Source organism: Cutibacterium sp., assembly GCF_030525615.1.
Lineage (GTDB): Bacteria > Actinomycetota > Actinomycetes > Propionibacteriales > Propionibacteriaceae > Cutibacterium.
The window spans coordinates 17908-39261 of sequence record NZ_JAUNEJ010000009.1 but is presented as its reverse complement, the minus strand read 5'-3'; the positions used below and the strand labels follow the sequence as shown (position 1 = coordinate 39261).

The window sequence follows — 21354 nt, the reverse complement described above, 5'->3', positions numbered from 1 at the left end:
AAAGAGAACAATCGTGCTGGACACCAACTACTACGACCGGCTGCAGATCGGCCTGGCCACGGCTGACCAGATCCGTGAGTGGAGCTACGGCGAGGTCAAGAAGCCCGAGACCATTAACTACCGCACCCTGAAACCTGAGCGTGATGGGCTCTTCTGCGAGAAGATCTTTGGCCCTACCCGTGACTGGGAGTGCTACTGCGGCAAGTACAAGCGGGTGCGCTTCAAGGGCATCGTCTGTGAGCGCTGTGGCGTCGAGGTGACTCGTTCCAACGTGCGTCGTGAGCGTATGGGACACATTGAGCTGGCCGCCCCTGTGACCCATATTTGGTACTTCAAGGGAGTTCCCTCCCGTCTGGGTTACCTACTCGACGTTGCTCCGAAGGACCTTGAGAAGGTCATCTATTTCGCGGCTTACATGATTACCGCCGTCGACGAGGAGGCCCGCCACCGTGACCTGCCGTCGTTGGAGGCCAAGGTACAGACCGAGCGTTCCCGTATGGAGCAGCGTCGCGACTCCGAGCTGGAGGCCCGCCGGGTCAAGCTTGAGGAGGATATGGCTCAGCTCGAGGCTGACGGGGCCAAGGCTGACGCTCGCCGCAAGGTGAAGGACGGTGCCGAGAAGGAACTCAAGCACATTGAGTCCCGTGCTCAGCGCCAGATCGATCGTCTCGACGCAGTGTGGGATCGCTTCAAGAACCTCAAGGTCCAGGACCTCGAAGGTGACGAGATCCTCTACCGCGAGATGAAGTCGCGCTTCGGCAAGTACTTTGAGGGCTCGATGGGTGCCGAGGCGGTCAAGCGTCGTCTCCACGACTTCGACCTGGCCAGCGAGTCCAAGAAGTTGCGCGAGATTATCAAGACTGGCCGAGGTCAGAAGAAGACCCGCGCTCTCAAGCGTCTCAAGGTGGTGCAGGCCTTCCTGGACTCTGGAAATTCGCCCGAGGCCATGGTTCTGGACTGTGTTCCGGTCATTCCGCCGGACCTGCGCCCGATGGTGCAGCTCGACGGCGGTCGTTTCGCCACCTCCGACCTCAATGACCTCTACCGTCGCGTTATTAACCGAAATAACCGGCTCAAGAGGCTGATGAGCCTCGGCGCCCCGGAGATCATCGTCAACAACGAGAAGCGGATGCTTCAGGAAGCAGTTGACTCTCTGTTCGACAACGGTCGTCGTGGACGCCCGGTGAGTGGTCCGGGCAACCGTCCCCTCAAATCGCTGTCTGACATGCTGAAGGGCAAGCAGGGGCGTTTCCGTCAGAACCTGCTCGGTAAGCGTGTCGACTACTCGGGTCGTTCGGTCATCGTTGTTGGTCCGCAGCTCAAAATGCATCAGTGCGGCCTACCGAAGACGATGGCCTTGGAGTTGTTCAAGCCCTTCGTGATGAAGCGGCTGGCCGACCTCGAGCACGCCCAGAATGTCAAGTCCGCCAAGCGTATGGTCGAGCGCCAGCGTCCGGTGGTGTGGGACGTTCTGGAAGAGGTCATCAAGGAACACCCAGTTCTACTGAACCGTGCGCCTACCCTGCACCGTCTGGGTATTCAGGCCTTCGAGCCGCTGCTCATTGAGGGCAAGGCCATCCAGCTGCATCCGCTGGTGTGCTCGGCCTTCAACGCTGACTTCGATGGCGACCAGATGGCCGTCCACCTGCCACTGAGTCCGGAGGCCCAGGCTGAAGCGCGCGTCCTCATGCTGTCGACGAACAACATCCTCAAGCCGGCTGACGGTCGCCCGGTCGCCCTGCCTTCGCACGAGATGATTATTGGTGCCTACTACCTGACGATGGCCCTTGACGGCCTCAAGGGTGAGGGACGTGCTTTCTCGTCGTTGGCTGAGGCGATCATGGCTCACGATCTTGGTGAGCTCGAGATCGGCGCGAAGATCAAGCTGCGTCTGAAGGGGATCATCCCGCCGCACGGAGAGACGGTTCGGGCCGACGGCTCGGTCATCCTCGACACCACTTTGGGACAGGCCTTGTTCAACGAGGTGCTGCCTGACGACTACCCCTACGTTGACTACCTCGTCGGCAAGAAGCAGATCGGCAAGATCGTCAATGATCTCAGTGAGCGGATGACCCAGCTTGAGGTGGCCCACGTCCTCGACAACCTCAAGGACATCGGTTACAAGTGGGGTTCGCTGTCTGGTGTGACAGTCTCCATCGGTGACGTCCAGACCCCGCCGACCAAGCCTCAGATCTTGGCCGGGTACGAGGCTCGCGCTGCCAAGATTGACCGCGAGTATGACCGTGGTGCCGTGACGGAGGAAGAGCGTCGTCAGGATCTCATCCAGATCTGGACCGAGGCTACTGCTGAGCTGACAGCCGCCATGGAGGCTAACTTCACCCAGACCAACCCGATTCACATGATGGTCGATTCGGGCGCTCGAGGCAGTATGACCCAGATGCGCCAGATTGCCGCTATGCGTGGCCTGGTGGCTGACCCGAAGGGCGACATCATTCCGCGTCCGATCAAGTCGAACTTCCGTGAGGGCCTGACGGTTCTGGAGTACTTCATCTCCACCCATGGTGGTCGTAAGGGACAGGCTGACACCGCTCTGCGTACCGCTGACTCCGGTTACTTGACTCGTCGTCTGGTCGACGTGTCTCAGGACGTCATCGTCCGTGAAAAGGACTGTGGTACCACCCGCGGTATGCCCAAGACCATTGCTGTTGACGACGGCAACGGGAACTTAGTGCGTGCCGAGGGGCTGGACACAGCGGTGTATGCCCGCTGCCTGGCTGCTGACGCTGTCGACGCCAACGGCAATGTCGTTGTGGAGGCGAACACCGACCTTGGTGACGAGGAGATCTCCAAGCTGATCGCCGCTGGAATCTCGCAGATCAAGGTGCGGTCGGTGCTTACCTGCGCTTCTGCTCAGGGCTGCTGCGCTCGCTGCTACGGTCGTTCGCTGTCGACCGGACATCTGGTTGACGTTGGTGAGGCTGTCGGCATTATTGCGGCTCAGTCGATTGGTGAACCTGGCACCCAGCTGACGATGCGTACCTTCCACACCGGTGGTGTTGCAGGTGATGACATCACCCAGGGTCTTCCCCGTGTTGTCGAGCTCTTCGAGGCCCGTACCCCGAAGGGTAAGGCCCCGTTGGCTGAGGCTGCTGGCGTCATTCGGATCGACGATTCTGACAATCGTCGCAAGCTGATCTTGGTGCGCGATGATGGCGAGGATGACGTCGAGTACGTGGTGCCGCGTCGTGCCCGTCTGGAGTTCGATGTCGACGGGACCCACCGCGTCATTCGGGACGGGGTGCGCGTTGCCGCTGGGGAACAGCTCATGGGTGGCACCGCCGATCCCCAGGACGTATTGCGTATCTCCGGTGTTCGTCGAGTGCAGGAGTACCTCGTCAAGGAGGTCCAGAAGGTCTACAACACTCAGGGCGCTGGCATTCACGAGAAGCACATCGAGATCGTCATTCGCCAGATGTTGCGCCGCATTACCGTCATTGAGTCTGGCGATACCCAGATGATGCCTGGTGAGTTGGTGGACCGTAGTTCCTACGAGGCCGCTAACCGCAAGGCAGTGGCTGAGGGTGGCCGCCCGGCTGAGGGCCGTCCGGTGCTCATGGGCATTACGAAGGCTTCGCTGGCTACCGAGTCCTGGCTGTCGGCTGCGTCCTTCCAGGAGACGACGAAGGTTCTCACTGACGCCGCTATCAACGGCAAGACGGACACCCTGGTTGGCCTCAAGGAGAACGTCATCCTCGGTAAGCTCATCCCGGCCGGTACCGGTCTGGACATCTATCGCAATATGCGGGTGGAGCCGACGGCGGAGGCCAAGGCTGCTGCGTTCACGATGAACTATGACCCGTTCGACTACGACTTCGGTTCGGGGTCGGGTGCGGCTGTCCCGCTGGATGATCTTGACTTGGGTCCGATGGAATGATGTGACTCACACAGAATGGGGCGGTGCCAGACATGGTGCCGCCTCATTTTGGCTAGTTGGAGCGAGGTGGGGAGCTGTTTTGGACCGATGGCGTAGACTTCTGTGGGTACGAATACCGCTGGTATCGCTAGGGGATGAGGGAATGAAGCGAGCAGTTATAACTGGTGCCGTCGCAGCTTGCCTGGGGATGGTCACTGTCCTGGCCGCAGCTCCCGGTGCGCACGCCGAGAGTGCTTCCGTTCCAGCTCCGACGTCTCGGGCCACCGCAGATGCCGACCCGGCTCACCGCACATCGGTACATGTGAGTATCGGTGTCAACCTGCCGTCTCCTCATCACGTCATCGTGCCACCAGAAATCCACGGCGGAACCATTTACCTGCCGAACATCAGTGCCGGACCAATCGGGTTGCCGACTATCAAGGGCGGCACCGTCACCCTTCCGGACGTCAAAGGTGGCACCGTCACCCTTCCCGACATCAGTGGGCGTCCTATCGTTGCTCCGAAGATTGACGGTGGGACGGTGAGTATCCCGCCCATTGTTTTCCCCTCCATGCGTGCATCCGGGAATATTCAGGTCAACGGAACCAACAGCGGCAACGGTCATGGCAACTTCCTTGCTGCCGGGGGCATGGGTGCTCCAGCGACTCGTCCGACCGCTCTTCCGAAGACCGGTGTCTGAGGTGCTCGGTGGCATTTTCTGTGACGTATACGCGTTGTGACGCGTAGCTGTAATGTCGCGGGTTTGACCCTGTGGAATCCGGCAGATAGTCTGTTAGGGCGTGTCCGGTCCAACCGGACATTTTGTGCGTGCCCTGGCATGGCGACACATGACCACTCGAGTTGCTGCGAGAAGGTCTGCCCGTGCGGAGTTCGCACGGCACTTCCAATCTGCAGCGAGGGGCAGCGGTGATCCCGACGCAGCGATGGGGGAGTGCGAAGCCAGGGAATTCCGAATCCACCAGACGGAAAGAGATACCAGCCGGTGCCTACAATCCAGCAGCTGGTCCGCAAGGGCCGCACTGACAAGATCAGCAAGAATAAGACGCCTGCCCTCAAGGGCTCGCCGCAGCGTCGTGGGGTCTGCACTCGTGTGTACACCACGACGCCGAAGAAGCCGAACTCTGCGTTGCGGAAGGTTGCCCGTGTGCGCCTTTCGTCGGGCATTGAGGTTACGGCTTACATCCCCGGTGTCGGGCACAACCTCCAGGAGCACTCCATGGTGCTCGTGCGTGGCGGTCGTGTGAAAGACCTCCCGGGTGTGCGTTACAAGATTGTCCGCGGTTCCCTCGACACCCAGGGCGTCAAGGGTCGCAAGCAGGCCCGTAGCCGCTACGGCGCCAAGAAGGAGAAGTGATCCATGCCTCGTAAGGGACCCGCGCCGAAGCGCCCAGTGATGGTCGATCCCGTCTACGGATCTCCTCTCGTCTCCCAGCTCGTGAGCAAGATCCTTCTCGACGGTAAGAAGACTATCGCCCAGAACATCGTTTACACCGCCCTTGAGGGTTGCCGGGCCAAGACCAATACCGACCCGGTACAGACCCTCAAGCGCGCATTGGACAACATCAAGCCCTCCCTGGAGGTCAAGTCACGCCGTGTCGGCGGTGCCACCTACCAGGTGCCTGTTGAGGTTAAGCCCGCTCGTCAGACCACTTTGGCTTTGCGTTGGCTGGTGGCTTTCTCCCGTGAGCGTCGTGAGAAGACCATGGCTGAGCGTCTCATGAATGAGATTCTTGATGCCTCCAACGGCCTCGGTGCTTCTGTCAAGCGCCGTGAAGACACTCACAAGATGGCTGAGGCCAACCGCGCCTTTGCCCACTACCGCTGGTGATTGTTGGCCCTCTTCCCGTCGGGAAGAGGGCACCATCACGTCCAGCCCAGAAAACCTCGCGGTTCACCGCAGGTTCATCTGCGTCGAGCATCATACGAAGACCACTAACTCCAAGATTCGAGGTCAAGAACAGTGGCCAAAATTGACCTGAGCAAGGTTCGCAATATCGGCATCATGGCCCACATTGATGCCGGCAAGACGACGACGACCGAGCGCATCCTCTACTACACCGGTAAGTCATACAAGATTGGCGAGGTCCACGACGGCGCCGCCACCATGGACTGGATGGAGCAGGAGCAGGAGCGCGGTATCACCATTACCTCCGCCGCGACTACCACGTTCTGGCACGACACCCAGATCAACATCATTGACACCCCCGGACACGTGGACTTCACCGTTGAGGTGGAGCGTTCCCTGCGTGTTCTCGACGGTGCCGTGGCCGTTTTCGACGGCGTGGCCGGCGTCGAGCCGCAGTCGATGACTGTGTGGCGTCAGGCTGCCAAGTACGGCGTTCCGCGCATTTGTTACGTCAACAAGCTTGACCGTACCGGCGCTTCCTTTGCCCACTGCGTCGAGACCATTAAGGATCGTCTGCACGCCATTCCGGTTCAGTTGCAGCTGCCCATCGGCGCCGAGGACAAGTTCATCGGCATTGTCGATCTCGTCGAGATGAACGCCAAGACCTGGCGCGGTGAGACCGAACTCGGCGCTCACTATGAGACTGAGGACATCCCGGCCGACATGAAGGACGAGGTCGAGGCTGCTCGTGCCGAAATGCTTGAGACCGTCGCTGAGAACGATGAAGAGTTCATGGAGCTCTACCTCGAAGACCCGGACTCAATAACCGTCGACCAGATCAAGGCCGCCATTCGTCGCGGTGTGCTGGCTTCTGCTTTCACCGCCGTCACCTGTGGCACCTCGTTCAAGAACAAGGGTGTGCAGCCGCTGCTCGACGCTATCGTCGACTACCTGCCTTCCCCGCTCGACGTCCCCGCCATCACGGGCTTCAAGCCGAACGACGAGTCCGTTGAGCTGAAGCGTCGCCCCTCCGAAGATGAGCCGCTGTCGATTCTGGCCTTCAAGATTGCTTCCGACCCGCACCTGGGCAAGCTGACCTTCGTGCGCGTCTACTCCGGTGTTCTGCACGCCGGTGACCAGGTGCTCAATGCCACCAAGGGTAAGAAAGAACGTATCGGCAAGATCTACCAGATGCACGCCAATAAGCGTGAGGAGATCGACAGCATCGGTGCCGGTATGATCTGCGCGGTGATGGGTCTCAAGGACACCACCACGGGTGAGACTCTCTGTGACCCGCAAAACCCGATCATTCTGGAGTCGATGACCTTCCCTGCTCCCGTTATCGAGCAGGCCATCGAGCCGAAGTCGAAGGCCGACCAGGAGAAACTGGCGAACGCTATCCAGCGTCTCGTCGAGGAGGACCCGACTTTCCGTGTCCATACTGACGACGAGACTGGCCAGACCATCGTCGCCGGTATGGGTGAGCTTCACCTGGACGTCTTCATTGATCGCATGAAGCGTGAGTTCCACGTTGAGGCCAATATTGGCAAGCCTCAGGTCGCTTACCGCGAGACCCTGCGCAAGCCGGTCGAAAAGTACGAGTACACCCACAAGAAGCAGACCGGTGGTTCCGGTCAGTTCGCTCGCGTCATCATCTCGATCGAGCCGCAGGAACCCGGTTTCGGCTACGAGTTCGTCAACGCCGTCACCGGCGGTCGCGTACCCAAGGAGTACATCCCGTCGGTCGATGCGGGCATCCAGGAGTCCATGCAGTTCGGTGTTCTGGCCGGCTACCCGGTTGAGGATGTCAAAGTTACCCTGCTTGACGGTGCCTACCACGAGGTCGACTCCTCCGAGATGGCCTTCAAGATTGCCGGATCGATGGCTTTTAAGGAGGCCGCCCGTAAGGCCAACCCGGGTCTGCTTGAGCCACTCATGGCTGTTGAGGTGACGACCCCTGAGGACTTCCTCGGTACCGTCATCGGTGACCTCAACTCTCGTCGTGGCCAGATTCAGGAAATGGTTGAGGAACACGGAAACAAGGTCGTGCGCGCCTTGGTCCCGCTGTCCGAGATGTTCGGATATGTTGGCGACCTGCGCTCGAAGACCTCCGGGCAGGCTACCTACTCGATGGAATTCGATTCCTACGGTGAGTGCCCCGCCAGTGTTGCTGACGAGATCATCGCCAAGGCCAATGGGGGCAACTGAGTTCCTGGTCATATGTGAGTAACGACTCGGCCCGGTTCCGCTTTGTGGAGCCGGGCCGATTGTCATGGTCTTGCCTCGCCATGAATCATCGACGACGACATGCGACATGGTGTACCCAGTGGCTCAAGCTGGCGACGCCGCCGAGTTCGACTCAAAGGACGGGGGTAACCCATCTGGTGCAGGAGAACACGCGCGCCGCTGTTTAAGGGGCAACTGGGTGTGGCATTCGGTGCCGGTTTGACTATCACGGCCCGGTGCAGAACAATAGGACAAGTTCCCTGACCTCTGGTCGGGGGCCCGCCAAAAACGTTCCTGGGGACCTCCCAGGGATATCCACATGACGCGTCCCGTGCACAAGCGGGCGACATTCCAGAAGGAGCCCCAGTGGCAAAGGCCAAGTTCGAGCGGACCAAGCCGCACTGCAACATCGGCACCATCGGACACATCGACCACGGCAAGACGACCCTCACCGCGGCGATCTCCAAGGTGCTGCACGACAAGTACCCGGAGCTGAACGAGGAGTCGCCGTTCGACCAGATCGACAAGGCTCCCGAGGAGCGCCAGCGCGGCATCACGATCTCGATTGCTCACATCGAGTACCAGACCGAGAAGCGCCACTACGCTCACGTTGATTGCCCCGGTCACGCTGACTACGTCAAGAACATGATTACCGGTGCTGCCCAGATGGACGGTGCCATCCTCGTGGTCGCCGCCACCGACGGCCCAATGCCCCAGACTCGTGAGCACGTCCTGCTTGCCCGCCAGGTGGGTGTGCCGGCCATCGTCGTCGCCCTCAACAAGTGCGACATGGTTGACGATGAGGAGCTCATCGAACTCGTCGAGATGGAGGTGCGTGAGCTGCTGAATTCTCAGGAGTTCGACGGCGACAACTGCCCGGTTGTCCGTATCTCCGCCTTCCAGGCTCTCCAGGGTGACGAGAAGTGGACCCAGTCGATTCTCGACCTCATGGACGCCGTTGACGAGTACATCCCGCAGCCTGAGCGTGACCTCGACAAGCCCTTCCTCATGCCGATTGAGGATGTCTTCACCATCACCGGCCGTGGCACCGTTGTGACCGGTCGTGTTGAGCGTGGCATCGTCAAGACAGGTGAGGAGGTCGAGATCGTCGGTATCCACGACAAGACCCAGACCACCACTGTCACCGGTGTTGAGATGTTCCGCAAGACCCTCGACGAGGGCCGCGCTGGTGAGAACGTCGGCGTGCTGCTTCGTGGCACCAAGAAGGAGGATGTCGAACGCGGCATGGTCCTCTGCAAGCCGGGTTCCACCACCCCGCACACCGACTTCGAGGGTCAGGTGTACGTCCTGAAGAAGGATGAGGGCGGTCGTCACAAGCCGTTCTTCTCGCACTACAGCCCCCAGTTCTACTTCCGTACCACGGACGTCACGGGCACGGTTGAGCTTCCCGAGGGTACCGAGATGGTTATGCCTGGTGACAACACCGACATGACCGTCCACCTGATTCACCCCATCGCTATGGAGGAGCAGCTCAAGTTCGCTATCCGTGAGGGTGGCCGCACCGTTGGTGCTGGTCGTGTGACCAAGATCATCAAGTGATGTGATCTGAGCTTTTCATGAGGCCCGTCCCCATTGGGGGCGGGCCTCGTTGTATGTCTGGGTTGTGTGTCTGGGTTCCTAGATGGGAGAGGGCGGAGCTTAGGGTACACAGGTGTCTATCCATGACCTGCGCCACTGGGACTGGCGCAACTGGGATTAGCGGGGGGCGGAGGTCTTCGGGATAGCCCTGGCTATGTTGTCAATGACATCGCGATCGCAGTCGATACCGAGCACCGCTGCCCAAATAGGGACGAATTCGCTGTGATAGTTGTGACCGTGCCCGCCGGGTGGGGTCGTGGACAGAGCCATGTCAGCCGTGACCTGCCAAAAACTGGACCACGGCGTCCAGCGGATGTGTGGATTGACGTCGCCGCCAGCTTCTTCACGCATCCAATCGGGTTCGGACCAAATCATGTCCGGTGACCACCACGTCACCGGATCCGACGGATGTTGCACATAGGCAATACGGGTGTCAGCTGACCAGGGCGGATAGGCGGCCCCCCAGTGATCGTGGTGAATCTCGCTCGGGTTACCCATGAACCTCACGATTTTGCCATTGTCGATCACTGGAACAATGGCGGGGGAGCCGTCTCGTCGGTTCGCCTCCAAATCCTTCCAGATCGGTGTGAACCCGGGGGTTCCAATCCACACAGCACCGTCAACCTTGGAGATCATGTCGTCGATGGATGTAAATGCGGACTGGCCGCCGTAGGCCCCCAGTGACACTCCACTGGTGTACAGTTTGGGGCGGGTTTGAGCAGGCAGGGTGGACCAGTAGTCGTGGATGACGCTGAAGAGGGCTTGTGCGCCTTGCTTGGGTGATTCGCGGTCGAGCAAGAAGGCCCCGACGCTGCCCAAGTATGAGTACTGCATGGTCGCGGTCGCACAATCTCCACCGGTGAGGTATTCCACCGCCGAGACCGACCACTCCTCAACCCAACCCGAGCCGGTGCCATTTTGGACGACGAGCACCTTGCGTTTGAAGGCTCCAGTGCGGATGAGTTCAGCGAGAACACCGTTGGCCTCAGCAATGTAGTCGCGTTGCGCATTGAGGCCTGCATAGACGCGGATGGGTTCCTTGGCAGGTTTTCCCGTGACCTGTTCGATCATGGCTGCGTCGGGGCCGTCAGTGACGACATCTTTGCCTTCTCTGCCCAGACTCTCCCAGGTTTGTAGTGAGGCAGGGGACCCGGAGCGCAGGGGGGACGTCGGGGGAGTCCGGCCAGCCGCAGTTTCAGCATTGGTCTGTGCCATGACATGAGCGACGCCATTGGCCGTCGTCCGAACGATGACATTGTTCGTTGCCCATAGTAAAAGGGCGACGCTCAGGATAACGACGATGATGGCCAATACCGGCTGGGCAATAAACCGATGCACACCGGTGTACAAGGTGCGAATGCCAAGGGCAATGAGCCGGATGAGTAAAACGGTCACGGTGAAGAGGATGAGTCCGGTAATGACGCCAAACGTCTGTGCAACCCAGACTCGTCGCGGTAGCCCTACGGCTTGTGAGACCGACTTCTGCTGTCTCGTGCACCACACAAACATCCACAGGGATATCAGGGCCAGGAGGGTGTACCAGCTGCGCCTAATGCCGCGTACGGCGTTCGTCGAGACTGTCACCCGTAGGCGCGTGATCTCGGCAAGCCACCGTGAAATCTGTCCAATGAGTCCGCCAACTCCGTAGGCGAGGAGAGTGGACAACCACACGTTGCCAGCGACCATCCACCAGGTGCGAGGAACCAGGGATGGTGTCAGGGCCGTCCAGAGACCGAAAAGGGCACAGATGAGACCAGCAACGCTGGCGCGGCGCAACACCCTTGCCGGCCAACGTCGGTTGGCCAGCCGAGCCGGGAGTCTATGCCTTGGGTCCCATGGCACGATTTGGGTTGTCAGCGCGGCGTCCTTTCAGTGTCACCCGCCCGGCAGTTATGTGCCAGGCACCACCTCACACTCTTTCACGTCGTGGGGACAAAAGGGCCTCGGCCCACTGAGTCGGTGGACCGAGGCTTAACTCCGATCAGACGCCAGTGGTCGGCAGCAGGGTTGGGTGGTCGCCAGAGTCTTGCTTGGGGCTGACGCGATCGGGTCTGGAATCGTCATGGTCACGCCCAATGTCGCGGTGGTCAGCATGGTTGTCGTCACCAGGCTTGGTACCTGGATCGTCGGCTGCTGGCCAGGTTTCCCCGGTTGTGGTGATGAACCAGTTGCGATCAAAGAAGTCTTTCGGATCGATGGTCTTCATCGTCGACGCGGTGTCGATAAGCAGCTGACGAATCTCGAGGATCTCGTCCCAGACGACGGGGGCCTGCGTCACGTGCGGGTAACCGCCGCCGCCACTCATGCGGTAATTGTTGATGGCCAGCACGAACTTCTGGTCATCTGTGACTGCCTTGCCTCGCCACGACAGGTCCAAGACCCGCTTGCCGACGGGCTGAGAAATGTCGATGGAGTACTTGACACCAGTTACGGCGTCGTAGTTGTAATCCCATACCGGCTTGCCTTGGTAATCAGCTTGAGTGACGCCGCCCTCACTGGCTGGAGCCGGGTTGACGGTGGCACCCTTCGCGACCTGCTTAAAGTACTTTGCGGAGTACTCCAAGTAGTCCTTGAGCTGCTTACCGGTGACCAGAATGCCTGCAAGCGTGTTGTCGAAGACATAAAGACCAGCAATGTCTTTGATTTTGACGTCGCCTTGGGGGAAGGCGGCGGTACGGGAAAACGGCGAAACCTGAGCGATGACCGGGATACCGTCGTACTTGCCGCCCTTAATCGCCTTGGCAACCGTATCCGCCTCGACCTTGCCGATGAAATCGAGAATCGGGGTGTCCTCAACCATCGAGCGCTCAGTCGTCAGCTTCGTCGTCGACGTGGCGACGACCGAGTTGACGTACGTGACAGTGGCCTGGTGGTCAGCCTGCAGCTCAGCGTCGGCGGCGAACTCCTTGTCCTCCTCGACGTCACGGGTGTACAGAGGCTTCACGGCGACCTGATCGTGCCGCACGGAGATCTTGCCGTTGGAGAAGTCCAGCGGGACCGTCACCTGGGAGACTGAACGGGCCCAGTAGTCGGGTTGAGTAATGACGACCTTGTGGCCGGAGACGCCATCGACGATTTCTACCGGGTTGTCCTGGTGGGTATGGCCGATGACAACAAGGTCGACCTCGGGAACGGACGTGGCTAAGGCAGTCGCGTTGTTTTCTGGCAGACCCTGGTAGATCGGGGAGGCCTGCTCCTCGGTGAGTCCGGCGTGGATGAGCACGATCACGACGTCAGCCCCAGCCTTGCGCAGCTTGACCGAGTATTCGGCGGCGGTCTTGACCGGATCGACAATGTCGACCTTGCCAGCCAGGTTCGCCTTGTCCCAGACCATCGAACCAGGGGTCGTGACGGCGACGACACCAATCTTGACCTGGTGACCATCGACGGTCTTGGTGAGCATGACAGTGCCCTGCGTCAGTGGTTGGCCAGTCTTGACGTCGATGACGTTGGCGCACAGCAGCGGGGCCTTGAGATCGGCCTGGTAGCGTTTGAGTTCCGTGAGTCCGTAGTTGAACTCATGGTTGCCGATGTTGGCGGCGTCGTAGCCGACAAGATTGAGAGCGCGAGCCATGACTTCGGTGCTCCCGAGTTTCTCGGGCTGCTTCGCTGAAAGGTAGGTCAGCGGGGTGCCCTGAATGGTGTCGCCGTTGTCGAGCATGACGACGGAATCCGCTCCCTTGTCGGCACGCACCTGCTTCGCGATGGTGGCTATCCGGCTGACGCCGAGCGGGGCGGAATCAGAACCCGTGGTGCTCGGATTGAAGGGAGCGTCAGCGAAGTAGTCCCAGTTGAAGACGTGGCCGTGGATGTCCGTGGTGGCCAACACAGTCAACACGGATGTATTGGCAGCGGAGCCTGACGCGGCGGGGGCAGGAGACGTGGACGGTGCCGCCAAGGAATTCCCGACGGCGGTCATTGCGAGACCTGCTCCCAACGTGCCAGCCAGCACGGCACGACGCGACACGTTTCTACCAAGTGGGTTGTCATACATAGATGGTGTCCTTCCGAGAGGATGGGAAGCGACACTATCTTTACCGAAAGAAGTGACAGACGGGTGACGAATGGATGCATCGTCAACGTGTTCAACCCTGGCGCTTCTGCAGCTGCGCCCACTCGTCGCGAAGACCCACCGTCCGGTGGAAGACCGTGGTGTCTTGGTCGGCCGCGAAATACCCCAGCCTCTCGAACTGAACCACCTGACCGGGGGAGACTTTCGCCAGTGCTGGCTCAGCCATGACATTGGTGAGGGTCTCGCGCGAGTTTGGGTTGAGGTCATCGAGGGCCTCGCCAGTATCAGAACCCGGAACCTCCGCAGTGAAGAGACGGTCATAGAGGTTGACGGTCAGTGGCACGGCGTGAGCTGCGGATACCCAGTGCATCGTCGATTTCACCTTGCGGCCGTCGGGGGCGCTGCCGCCGCGAGACTGCGGGTCGTAGCTGGCGTGAACTTCGGCAATGGTGCCGTCAGGGTTCTTGATGACGTCGGTGGCCGTCACCAGGTAGGCACCTCGCAGGCGTACCTCGCGTCCGGGGGAAAGCCGGAAGAATTTGCGCGGTGGGTCCTCGCGGAAGTCGTCGGCCTCAATCCACAGCTGTCCGGTAAAGGGAACACGACGGGTGCCATCGTCAGGATTCTCGGGATTGTTGACGAGTTCGAACCACTCAACGACTGGCTTGCCGTCCTCGTCAGTCGGCCAGCCGTCGAGGACCAGCTTGAGAGGGTGCAGGACAGCCATACGGCGCAGGGCCGTTGCGTTGAGTTCGCGGCGCACGAAGGACTCGAACTCTTCAATGGCTTTGACCGAGTTGTTCTTGGTGGTGCCGACGGCCTGGCAGAAGGCACGGATGGCGGCAGCTGGATAGCCGCGACGACGCATTCCGCGCAAGGTGGGCATCCGGGGATCGTCCCACCCGTCCACGATGCCGTTGGTCACCAAGGACTTGAGACGACGTTTCGAGGTGATGGTGTGGGTCAGCTCCAGACGGGCGAACTCGCGCTGTTTGGGGGCTGGGCCATCGAGTGGCACATGGGCGAGGAACCAGTCGTAGAGCGGGCGGTGGCTATTGAACTCCAAGGAACACAGCGAGTGTGTCACGCCCTCAATGGCGTCAGACTGGCCATGGGCCCAGTCGTAGGTGGGGTAGATACACCACTCGGTGCCGGTGGAGTGGTGGGCCTGATGACGGATGCGGTACATCACCGGGTCGCGCAGCCACATATTCTCAGCCTGCATGTCGATCTTGGCGCGCAGGCAGCGGGAACCGTCGGGGAATTCACCGTTACGCATTCGCTCCAGCAGATTGAGGGATTCCTCGGCTGGGCGATCGCGGTAGGGGCTTTCGATACCCGGCTTGCCGTAGCCACCTTTCTGCTCACGAATCGTTTCGGGAGACTGATCGTCGACATAGGCCAGGCCTTGCTGAATGAGGTATTTGGCCCACTCATAGAGCTGGCCGAAGTAGTCGGAGGCGTGGACAACGTGGGCGGGGGAGTACCCGAGCCACTCAATGTCCTCGATGATTGATTGGACGTACTCGACTTCCTCGGTACCTGGATTTGTATCGTCCAGACGTAGGTTGCAGACGCCGCCGAAGTCCTCGGCAATGCCGAAATCGGTGACGATGGCCTTGGCATGGCCGATGTGCAGGTAACCATTGGGCTCGGGTGGGAATCGGGTTTGGACTCTTCCTCCGTAGGTGCCCTGTTCGTTGTCCGCGCGAACGACCTGACGAATGAAGTCCGAGCCGGACGCGGCTGGGTTGCCGTGAGCCGGGGTTCCAATGGGTTCTGCCATGTCGGGAACCTTACCGGAGTCTGTCTGCACTTCCCGATAGACTCCAAGTCATCATGACTGACTTGCACCCCGCGCGCACTCGCGTTGCTCCCTCGCCCACCGGAGATCCCCACGTTGGCACGGCCTATATGGCTTTGTTTGACAAGGCGTGGGCTCAGCGCACTGGTGGCCAATTCGTGCTGCGTATCGAGGACACCGATCGCAACCGTCTGGTGGCAGGCTCCGAGGAGCAGATCTATCAGACCCTCGACTGGCTGGGCTTGTCTCCTGATGAGTCGCCGCGTGTGGGTGGACCATATGAGCCGTACAAGCAGTCTGAGCGGTTGACCACCTACAAGCCGTTCGTCGACAAGCTCATCGAGTCTGGTCACGCCTACCGCTGCTGGTGTTCCCAGGAGAGGCTTAAGCAACTGCGGGAGGAGCGCGCGGCCGCGAAGTCATCGGACACCGGCTATGACCGTATGTGTTTGGGGATGTCCAAGGAGGAGCGGGCCAAGCTGCCCGGGTTTACCGAGACTCCGGTTGTGCGCATGTTGATCCCCGACGACGTTGACCTGGAATTTGACGACCTCATTCGTGGCAAGGTTCACGCTCCACGTCCTGACGACCAGGTCATTCTCAAGGCCGACGGATTCCCGACCTATCACATGGCCGTCGTCGTCGACGATCACCTGATGGGCATCGACACCGTTGTACGCGGTGAGGAGTGGATTTCCTCAACTCCCAAGCACCTGTTGCTTTATAAATGGCTGGGTTGGGAAGCGCCGCAGTTCGCCCATATGCCGCTGCTTCGCAACACCGATAAGTCCAAGATTTCCAAGCGCAAGAACCCGGCTGCGCGGCTGATGTGGTTCCGTGAGCAGGGTTATCTTCCTGAGGCCCTCCGTAACTTTTTGCAGCTGTTGGCGTATCCGACGATCGCCGAGGGCCAGGAGATCGAGGACTTCGAGTCGTTTGTCTCTCGTTTCGACTGGGCGAACGTCTCCACCGGCGGGCCGGTGTTTGACGTCAGCAAACTGGACTGGCTCAACGGTCAGTACATTCGCAGCCTCGATACCGAGGATCTCGCCGATCGGGTGCTCGAGTACGCTGACCGCGCCAGCCAGGGCCAGGAAGTGTTGGGCCGTGACCTGACAGGCGCCGATCGCGACATCATTCACGCGGCTATGCCTCTCATCCGTGAACGCCTAGTGCTGCTGTCGGAGGCTGTGCCGAAGCTGGCTTTCCTGTTGATTGACGATGACCAGCTTGTCTTCGATGAGGATTCTGTCCGCAAACTGAAGGCGGGAGCCGACGAAATTCAGCGTGCGGCAACAGAGGTTCTCAAGGGTCTTGACGACTTCAGATGTGACGCCATCCAGGCTGCGCTGAGAACCAAGCTGTGTGACGAGATGGGTATCAAGCCCCGCCTGGCCTTTGCGCCGGTGCGTGTTGCCGTCACCGGATCGCGAGTGTCGCCACCACTGTTCGAGGCCATGGAGATTCTTGGCAAGGAGTCGACGCTCCACCGGATGCAGAGATTCGAAGCCAGAATTCAAGGTGAATGAGTAAGGTGAATGAGTGTTGGCAAACATTAAGGCCCGGGTGCTGCGACGCCCGGTAGTGGGGTTCTGGGTTCTTGTCGCTTGCTACTGGGCCTTGGTGTGGCGGACGCCAGTCTGGGATATTGACGACTTATATTTCATTTCGCCACTCGATCTGGCACCCTCGGTGGCCGGATCGATTGGTCTGGTTTTGCGCATCTGGCCGTCTATGACCTAGTGGACAGAAATGGCCGCTTCTCAGACATGGTGGTGCAGCTCATCATGTCCATGGGTGGATGGGTCCGTGTACCACTCGTGCTTTCATCCCTGTCGTTGTCGCTAGCGCTGTGGCTCATGCTGCGCTCTGTTGTCCGGGATCTGCGAGGAACAATCTCTCCTGGTCTGGATCTCCTGGCTGGAGCGGGGGCATTCCTCGTCCCTATGGCCTTGATAGGGATCGATCCCCATATGGGCGGCGACACGATCATGTTTATTGCCGCGAACATCGGCTACATGTGGGGGCTCGCTCTCGGCGTCGCGGCCATCCTCCTGTTGTGGTCCCAGCGTGGACCGAACGTCAAGCATGGCTGGGTGTTGTGGGCCGCGGTGCTCCTGTCCTTCGTGGCGAGCGTTCATCATGAACTGAATGGGCCGGGAGCCGTCGGGGCAGTCGTCGCTATGGCGCTTATCACTCCGGCTGGAAAATGGACCGTCCGATGGGCTGCGGCTCTGGTAGTGACGGCGGTCGGAAATATCGCGAGGATGGGTATGCCCGGCTTGTGGGCCCGAAGCCTGCGGCTGGGTGGGCCATACCCGTATCCAAAGTCTGTCGGGGAGCTTCCTAAACGGGTGTCGTTCGTCATCCACTCCGTCAGCCATTGGTTCGCGGGTTACCCGGCGTTGTTCTTTGCGATCATGGTGTCGGTCGGCGCTATGAGCGTCGTGGTGATGAAACGTGGCTACCACCGCCGCACCATCGGCATTCTGCTAACGCTGTTTTGTATGGCGTTTATCGGACTGGCTGCGACCAGTATGCGCATCGTCGTGGTGCTCACACGGCGCAAAATGTCCGGGGACATCGATCTGTATCTATCTGCTACCGGATTGCTCGCCGGGGCGTGCTTTGGGGTTGTGGCGGTGACTCTTCTGGTGCTCACCGTCCTGATCGCTCGGATCCCTGGATGCGGCATGGTGGGTGTCGCGACGGGCGCAGCGCTTGGATATTACGCACTTCCGGTGTTTATGGGTTCCCCGGGGGGCCGAACCTCATTCATGAGTCTGGCAGTTTTCAGCACAAGCGCACTGGTGTGGGCTTGGGGCGCTGTTGGACTGGCGATGGATGATACGACGAGTAGTGATGCGGTGTCGGAACCCGGCGCGCAGCCCGAGGCTGGGACAGCCGGTGCCCACGGGGCTGGTTTGCGAGCGACTACGGTCCTGGCCATCGTCGTCACGGCGTCTTGTCTGGCTACCGGACTGCAAGGAGTCTGGGACATCCTCCAAGGAGCGACGGTCAACGGCGGCGTCTGGCGAACTGTCAACGCCCAAGTAGATTCGGCACGCCGCGGAGAGCGCACTACGGTCATCATCCCGAAGGTGTTGCCGGCTCCCGACTGGTTGCCTGATTATGCGGGTGCTCGCGAATCTGCCACAGCCCGGCTGCACCAATACCTCGACCTCCCGAAGGGCGTCACCGTGGTGCGTCGGTGAGGTCGGCGGAGAGAGCAGAGACGGCGGCGGGGGTCGACGTCGAGCTGGCCCTCATCGAGCAGCTCTCCATTCCCGATGGGCCGGGAAAGCCCGCCTCCTCGATTTGCCTTGCTGGCTCATCAATGACAAACTATTCAAGTTGCTCCGAACGGGGCTGCAGTGTGTCACGCTCATGATCCGTGAGATCGAGTCCGGCCACTGAAGCTCGACGGCATAGGTATCACCACCAAGGTGAGTCCGTTGCCGGGTCCACAACAGCGGGTCAGCGTCGGAGGCTGGCAGATAAATCCACAGTGTTCACGGGGTCCTCAACGGCTGGTGAGCGGTGGGTGTTCTGCGGTCTGCAATGCGCGACACGCCCGAGCGCGTGGGTCGGAGAGGAGCGATGTGACCTTTCGGTTTTCACATCTGTGGAAATCGTCAGGTTGGGACCAATGAGGAGTTCTCTCCTCACGCCGGAACCCTCTGGGCGTACCGGACTCCCACGTCAGGGAATCTTGGACGCGGCAGAGACGAGCTAGAAGGAACAACTGTGGCGGGACAAAAGATCCGCATCAGGCTGCGGGCCTACGACCACGAGGTCATCGACTCGTCGGCGCGCAAGATCGTCGACACGGTGACCCGCACGGGTGCCAAGGTCGCCGGCCCGGTGCCGTTGCCGACTGAGAAGAACGTTTTCTGTGTGATCCGTTCGCCCCACAAGTACAAGGACAGCCGCGAGCACTTTGAGATGCGCACCCACAAGCGGCTCATCGACATTCTCGAGCCGACCCCGAAGACGGTCGATTCGCTTATGCGTCTCGATTTGCCGGCTGGCGTCGACATCGAGATCAAGCTTCCGTGAGGTTGAGCACCATGACCAATGAACGCACCGTCAAGGGCGTGCTGGGCACCAAGCTCGGCATGACCCAGCTGTGGGACGAGCAGAACAAACTCGTTCCCGTGACCGTTATCCAGGCCGGGCCGTGTGTCGTCACTCAGGTGCGCACTCCCGAGACTGATGGTTACTCCGCCGTCCAGCTTGGCTTCGGGGCCGTCAAGGCAAAGAACGTCACCAAGCCGGAGGCTGGCCACTTCGAGAAGGCCGGCGTGACCCCTCGACGTCACCTCGTCGAGCTGCGTACCGCCGACGCCTCCGAGTACACCCTGGGTCAGGAGATCACCGCTGATGTGTTCTCCGCCGCTGATTTCGTCGACGTTACCGGCACCAGCAAGGGCAAGGGCACCGCTGGCGTCATGAAGCGTCACGGCTTTGGCGGCCTGCGCGCCACCCACGGTGTGCACCGTAAGCACCGCTCACCCGGTTCCATCGGTGGCTGCTCGACGCCAGGCAAGGTCATCAAGGGCCTTCGCATGGCAGGCCGTATGGGTGCTGAGCGTGTCACTGTTCAGAACCTGCAGGTTCACTCCGTCGACGCCGAACGCGGGATCATGCTGGTCCGTGGCGCGGTTCCTGGCCCGAAGGGTTCCCTGCTCGTCGTCCGCAGCGCCGTTAAGAAGGCCGCCAAGAATGGGGATGCCGCATGAACGAGACCAAGACCATCGACGTCCTTGACGTGAAGGGCAAGAAGGCCGGATCGGCTGAGCTCCCTGGCGACGTCTTCGACGTGAACACCAATATTCCGCTGATCCATCAGGTCGTCGTCGCCCAGCTGGCGGCTGCTCGTCAGGGCACCCACGCTACGAAGACTCGCGGCCAGGTTTCTGGCGGCGGCAAGAAGCCGTGGCGTCAGAAGGGTACTGGCCGTGCCCGTCAGGGTTCGACCCGCGCACCGCAGTGGGTCGGCGGTGGCACGGTTCACGGCCCCCAGCCGCGTTCCTACGCTCAGCGCACCCCCAAGAAGATGGTGGCTGCCGCTCTGCGTGGTGCCCTGTCGGACATGGCTCGTGACAACCGCATCTTTGTGGTGACCTCCTTGGTTGATGGCGAGAAGCCATCTACTAAGCAGGCCAAGGCTGTCCTCTCTGGTCTCGCTGAGCTCCGCAAGGTGCTCGTCGTCCTGGACCGCAGTGAGGAGATCGCCTGGCTGTCGGCGCGCAACCTCAGCGAGGTCCACGTTCTGGCCGCTGACCAACTCAACACGTACGATGTCGTGAATGCCCGCACCATCGTGTTCAGTCAGGCTGGCTTTGATGCTTTCGTTGCTGCCCGCAGCGCCAGCGCTCAGGCTGTGGCTGCTGAGCCGGAGGTTCCCGAGGCTGATGTCGCTGACCAGCATCCCTACGGTGAGGACTCCTTCCGCGGTGACAATCCGCCGGCTGGGTTCGACATCAAGGGAAACGAGAACACCAAGAAGTTCCACGCCCCGACGTCGCCTTGGTATGGACGAACCATTGCTGAGGTGTGGTTCCGCACTGCTGAGGCTGCTGAGGCCGCTGGCTTCGTCAATGCCGTCAAGTCTGACTCCGACAAGGAGGACGCCAAGTGAGCGAGCTGAAGATCCGAGATCCCCGGGACATCATCCTCGCCCCGGTCGTCTCCGAGAAGAGCTACGGTCTGCTCGACCAGAACACCTACACGTTCTTGGTCAAGCCGACTGCCAACAAGACTGAGATCAAGATCGCGATCGAGCAGATCTTCGGTGTGAAGGTCACCTCGGTAAACACGATGAATCGCAAGGGTAAGACGCGCCGCACCCGCTTCGGTGTGGGAAAACGCCCCGACACCAAGCGCGCCATCGTGACCGTTGCTGAGGGTGATCGTATCGACATCTTTACCGGCCCGGTCGCCTGAGCCGCGAGAGAAGGAACGAAGTA

15 protein-coding genes and 1 pseudogene are annotated in these 21354 nt (G+C 60.5%); 13 read left to right on the top strand and 3 right to left on the bottom strand.

All coding sequences use genetic code 11. From position 1 onward, the window contains the following. Positions 1-13 precede the first annotated feature (13 nt). The 6 genes from Q4B98_RS10355 to tuf all read left to right on the top strand — a co-directional run bounded on the left by Q4B98_RS10355 (position 14) and on the right by tuf (position 9527). Positions 14-3895, top strand: coding sequence for a DNA-directed RNA polymerase subunit beta' (locus Q4B98_RS10355; RefSeq protein ID WP_303197243.1), 3882 nt, complete (start codon positions 14-16; stop codon positions 3893-3895). A 343-nt stretch (positions 3896-4238) separates the two neighbouring features. Beyond that, on the top strand, positions 4239-4574 hold the full coding sequence (locus Q4B98_RS10350; RefSeq protein WP_303197270.1) for a hypothetical protein: 336 nt from the start codon (positions 4239-4241) through the stop codon (positions 4572-4574). A gap of 303 nt (positions 4575-4877) precedes the next feature. Beyond that, positions 4878-5249, top strand: a complete 372-nt coding sequence (gene rpsL / locus Q4B98_RS10345; RefSeq protein WP_002514884.1) for a 30S ribosomal protein S12 — start codon at positions 4878-4880, stop codon at positions 5247-5249. 3 nt (positions 5250-5252) lie between these two features. Then, positions 5253-5723, top strand: coding sequence for a 30S ribosomal protein S7 (rpsG, locus tag Q4B98_RS10340; RefSeq protein ID WP_303197241.1), 471 nt, complete (start codon positions 5253-5255; stop codon positions 5721-5723). 132 nt (positions 5724-5855) lie between these two features. Then, positions 5856-7949 (top strand): elongation factor G, encoded by a 2094-nt coding sequence (gene fusA / locus Q4B98_RS10335; protein ID WP_303197239.1) that lies wholly within the window; start codon positions 5856-5858, stop codon positions 7947-7949. A 384-nt stretch (positions 7950-8333) separates the two neighbouring features. Then, on the top strand, positions 8334-9527 hold the full coding sequence (gene tuf / locus Q4B98_RS10330) for an elongation factor Tu (protein ID WP_303197238.1): 1194 nt from the start codon (positions 8334-8336) through the stop codon (positions 9525-9527). Between the two features lie 156 nt (positions 9528-9683). On the opposite strand, the gene Q4B98_RS10325 is transcribed toward tuf, so the two are convergent. From Q4B98_RS10325 to Q4B98_RS10315, 3 genes are all read right to left on the bottom strand, one after another. Then, positions 9684-11285, bottom strand: coding sequence for an alpha/beta hydrolase (locus Q4B98_RS10325; RefSeq protein WP_368492350.1), 1602 nt, complete (start codon positions 11283-11285; stop codon positions 9684-9686). 262 nt (positions 11286-11547) lie between these two features. Then, positions 11548-13560: a bifunctional UDP-sugar hydrolase/5'-nucleotidase gene (locus Q4B98_RS10320; RefSeq protein WP_303197236.1), complete on the bottom strand. Its 2013-nt coding sequence runs from the start codon at positions 13558-13560 to the stop codon at positions 11548-11550. Between the two features lie 91 nt (positions 13561-13651). Beyond that, positions 13652-15364 carry a glutamine--tRNA ligase/YqeY domain fusion protein gene (locus tag Q4B98_RS10315; protein ID WP_303197235.1) on the bottom strand — a complete coding sequence of 571 codons (1713 nt, stop codon included), beginning with the start codon at positions 15362-15364 and terminating at the stop codon, positions 13652-13654. A 53-nt stretch (positions 15365-15417) separates the two neighbouring features. On the opposite strand from Q4B98_RS10315, the gene gltX reads away from it, so the two are divergent. The 7 genes and pseudogenes from gltX (at position 15418) to rplW (ending at position 21331) form a co-directional block, all read left to right on the top strand. After that, the gene (gene gltX / locus Q4B98_RS10310; protein WP_303197234.1) at positions 15418-16911 is read left to right on the top strand and encodes a glutamate--tRNA ligase; all 1494 of its coding nucleotides are present in this window, start codon (positions 15418-15420) and stop codon (positions 16909-16911) included. Between the two features lie 13 nt (positions 16912-16924). Then, positions 16925-17235: pseudogene (locus Q4B98_RS10305) on the top strand (hypothetical protein); the annotation flags it as partial. Between the two features lie 93 nt (positions 17236-17328). After that, positions 17329-18597 carry a hypothetical protein gene (locus Q4B98_RS10300; RefSeq protein WP_303197269.1) on the top strand — a complete coding sequence of 423 codons (1269 nt, stop codon included), beginning with the start codon at positions 17329-17331 and terminating at the stop codon, positions 18595-18597. A 532-nt stretch (positions 18598-19129) separates the two neighbouring features. Continuing rightward, the gene (gene rpsJ, locus Q4B98_RS10295; protein WP_002514870.1) at positions 19130-19441 is read left to right on the top strand and encodes a 30S ribosomal protein S10; all 312 of its coding nucleotides are present in this window, start codon (positions 19130-19132) and stop codon (positions 19439-19441) included. Positions 19442-19452: 11 nt separating this feature from the next. Further along, complete coding sequence (rplC, locus tag Q4B98_RS10290) at positions 19453-20124, top strand: 50S ribosomal protein L3 (protein ID WP_303197233.1); 672 nt, start codon at positions 19453-19455, stop codon at positions 20122-20124. Further along, a complete protein-coding gene (gene rplD / locus Q4B98_RS10285) occupies positions 20121-21026 on the top strand; it encodes a 50S ribosomal protein L4 (RefSeq protein WP_303197232.1) in 906 nt (301 codons plus the stop codon). The genes rplC and rplD overlap by 4 nt, the downstream gene beginning before the upstream one ends. Beyond that, entirely contained in the window at positions 21023-21331 is a 309-nt protein-coding gene (gene rplW / locus Q4B98_RS10280) for a 50S ribosomal protein L23 (protein ID WP_303197231.1), read from the top strand. The genes rplD and rplW overlap by 4 nt, the downstream gene beginning before the upstream one ends. Positions 21332-21354: the final 23 nt, after the last annotated feature.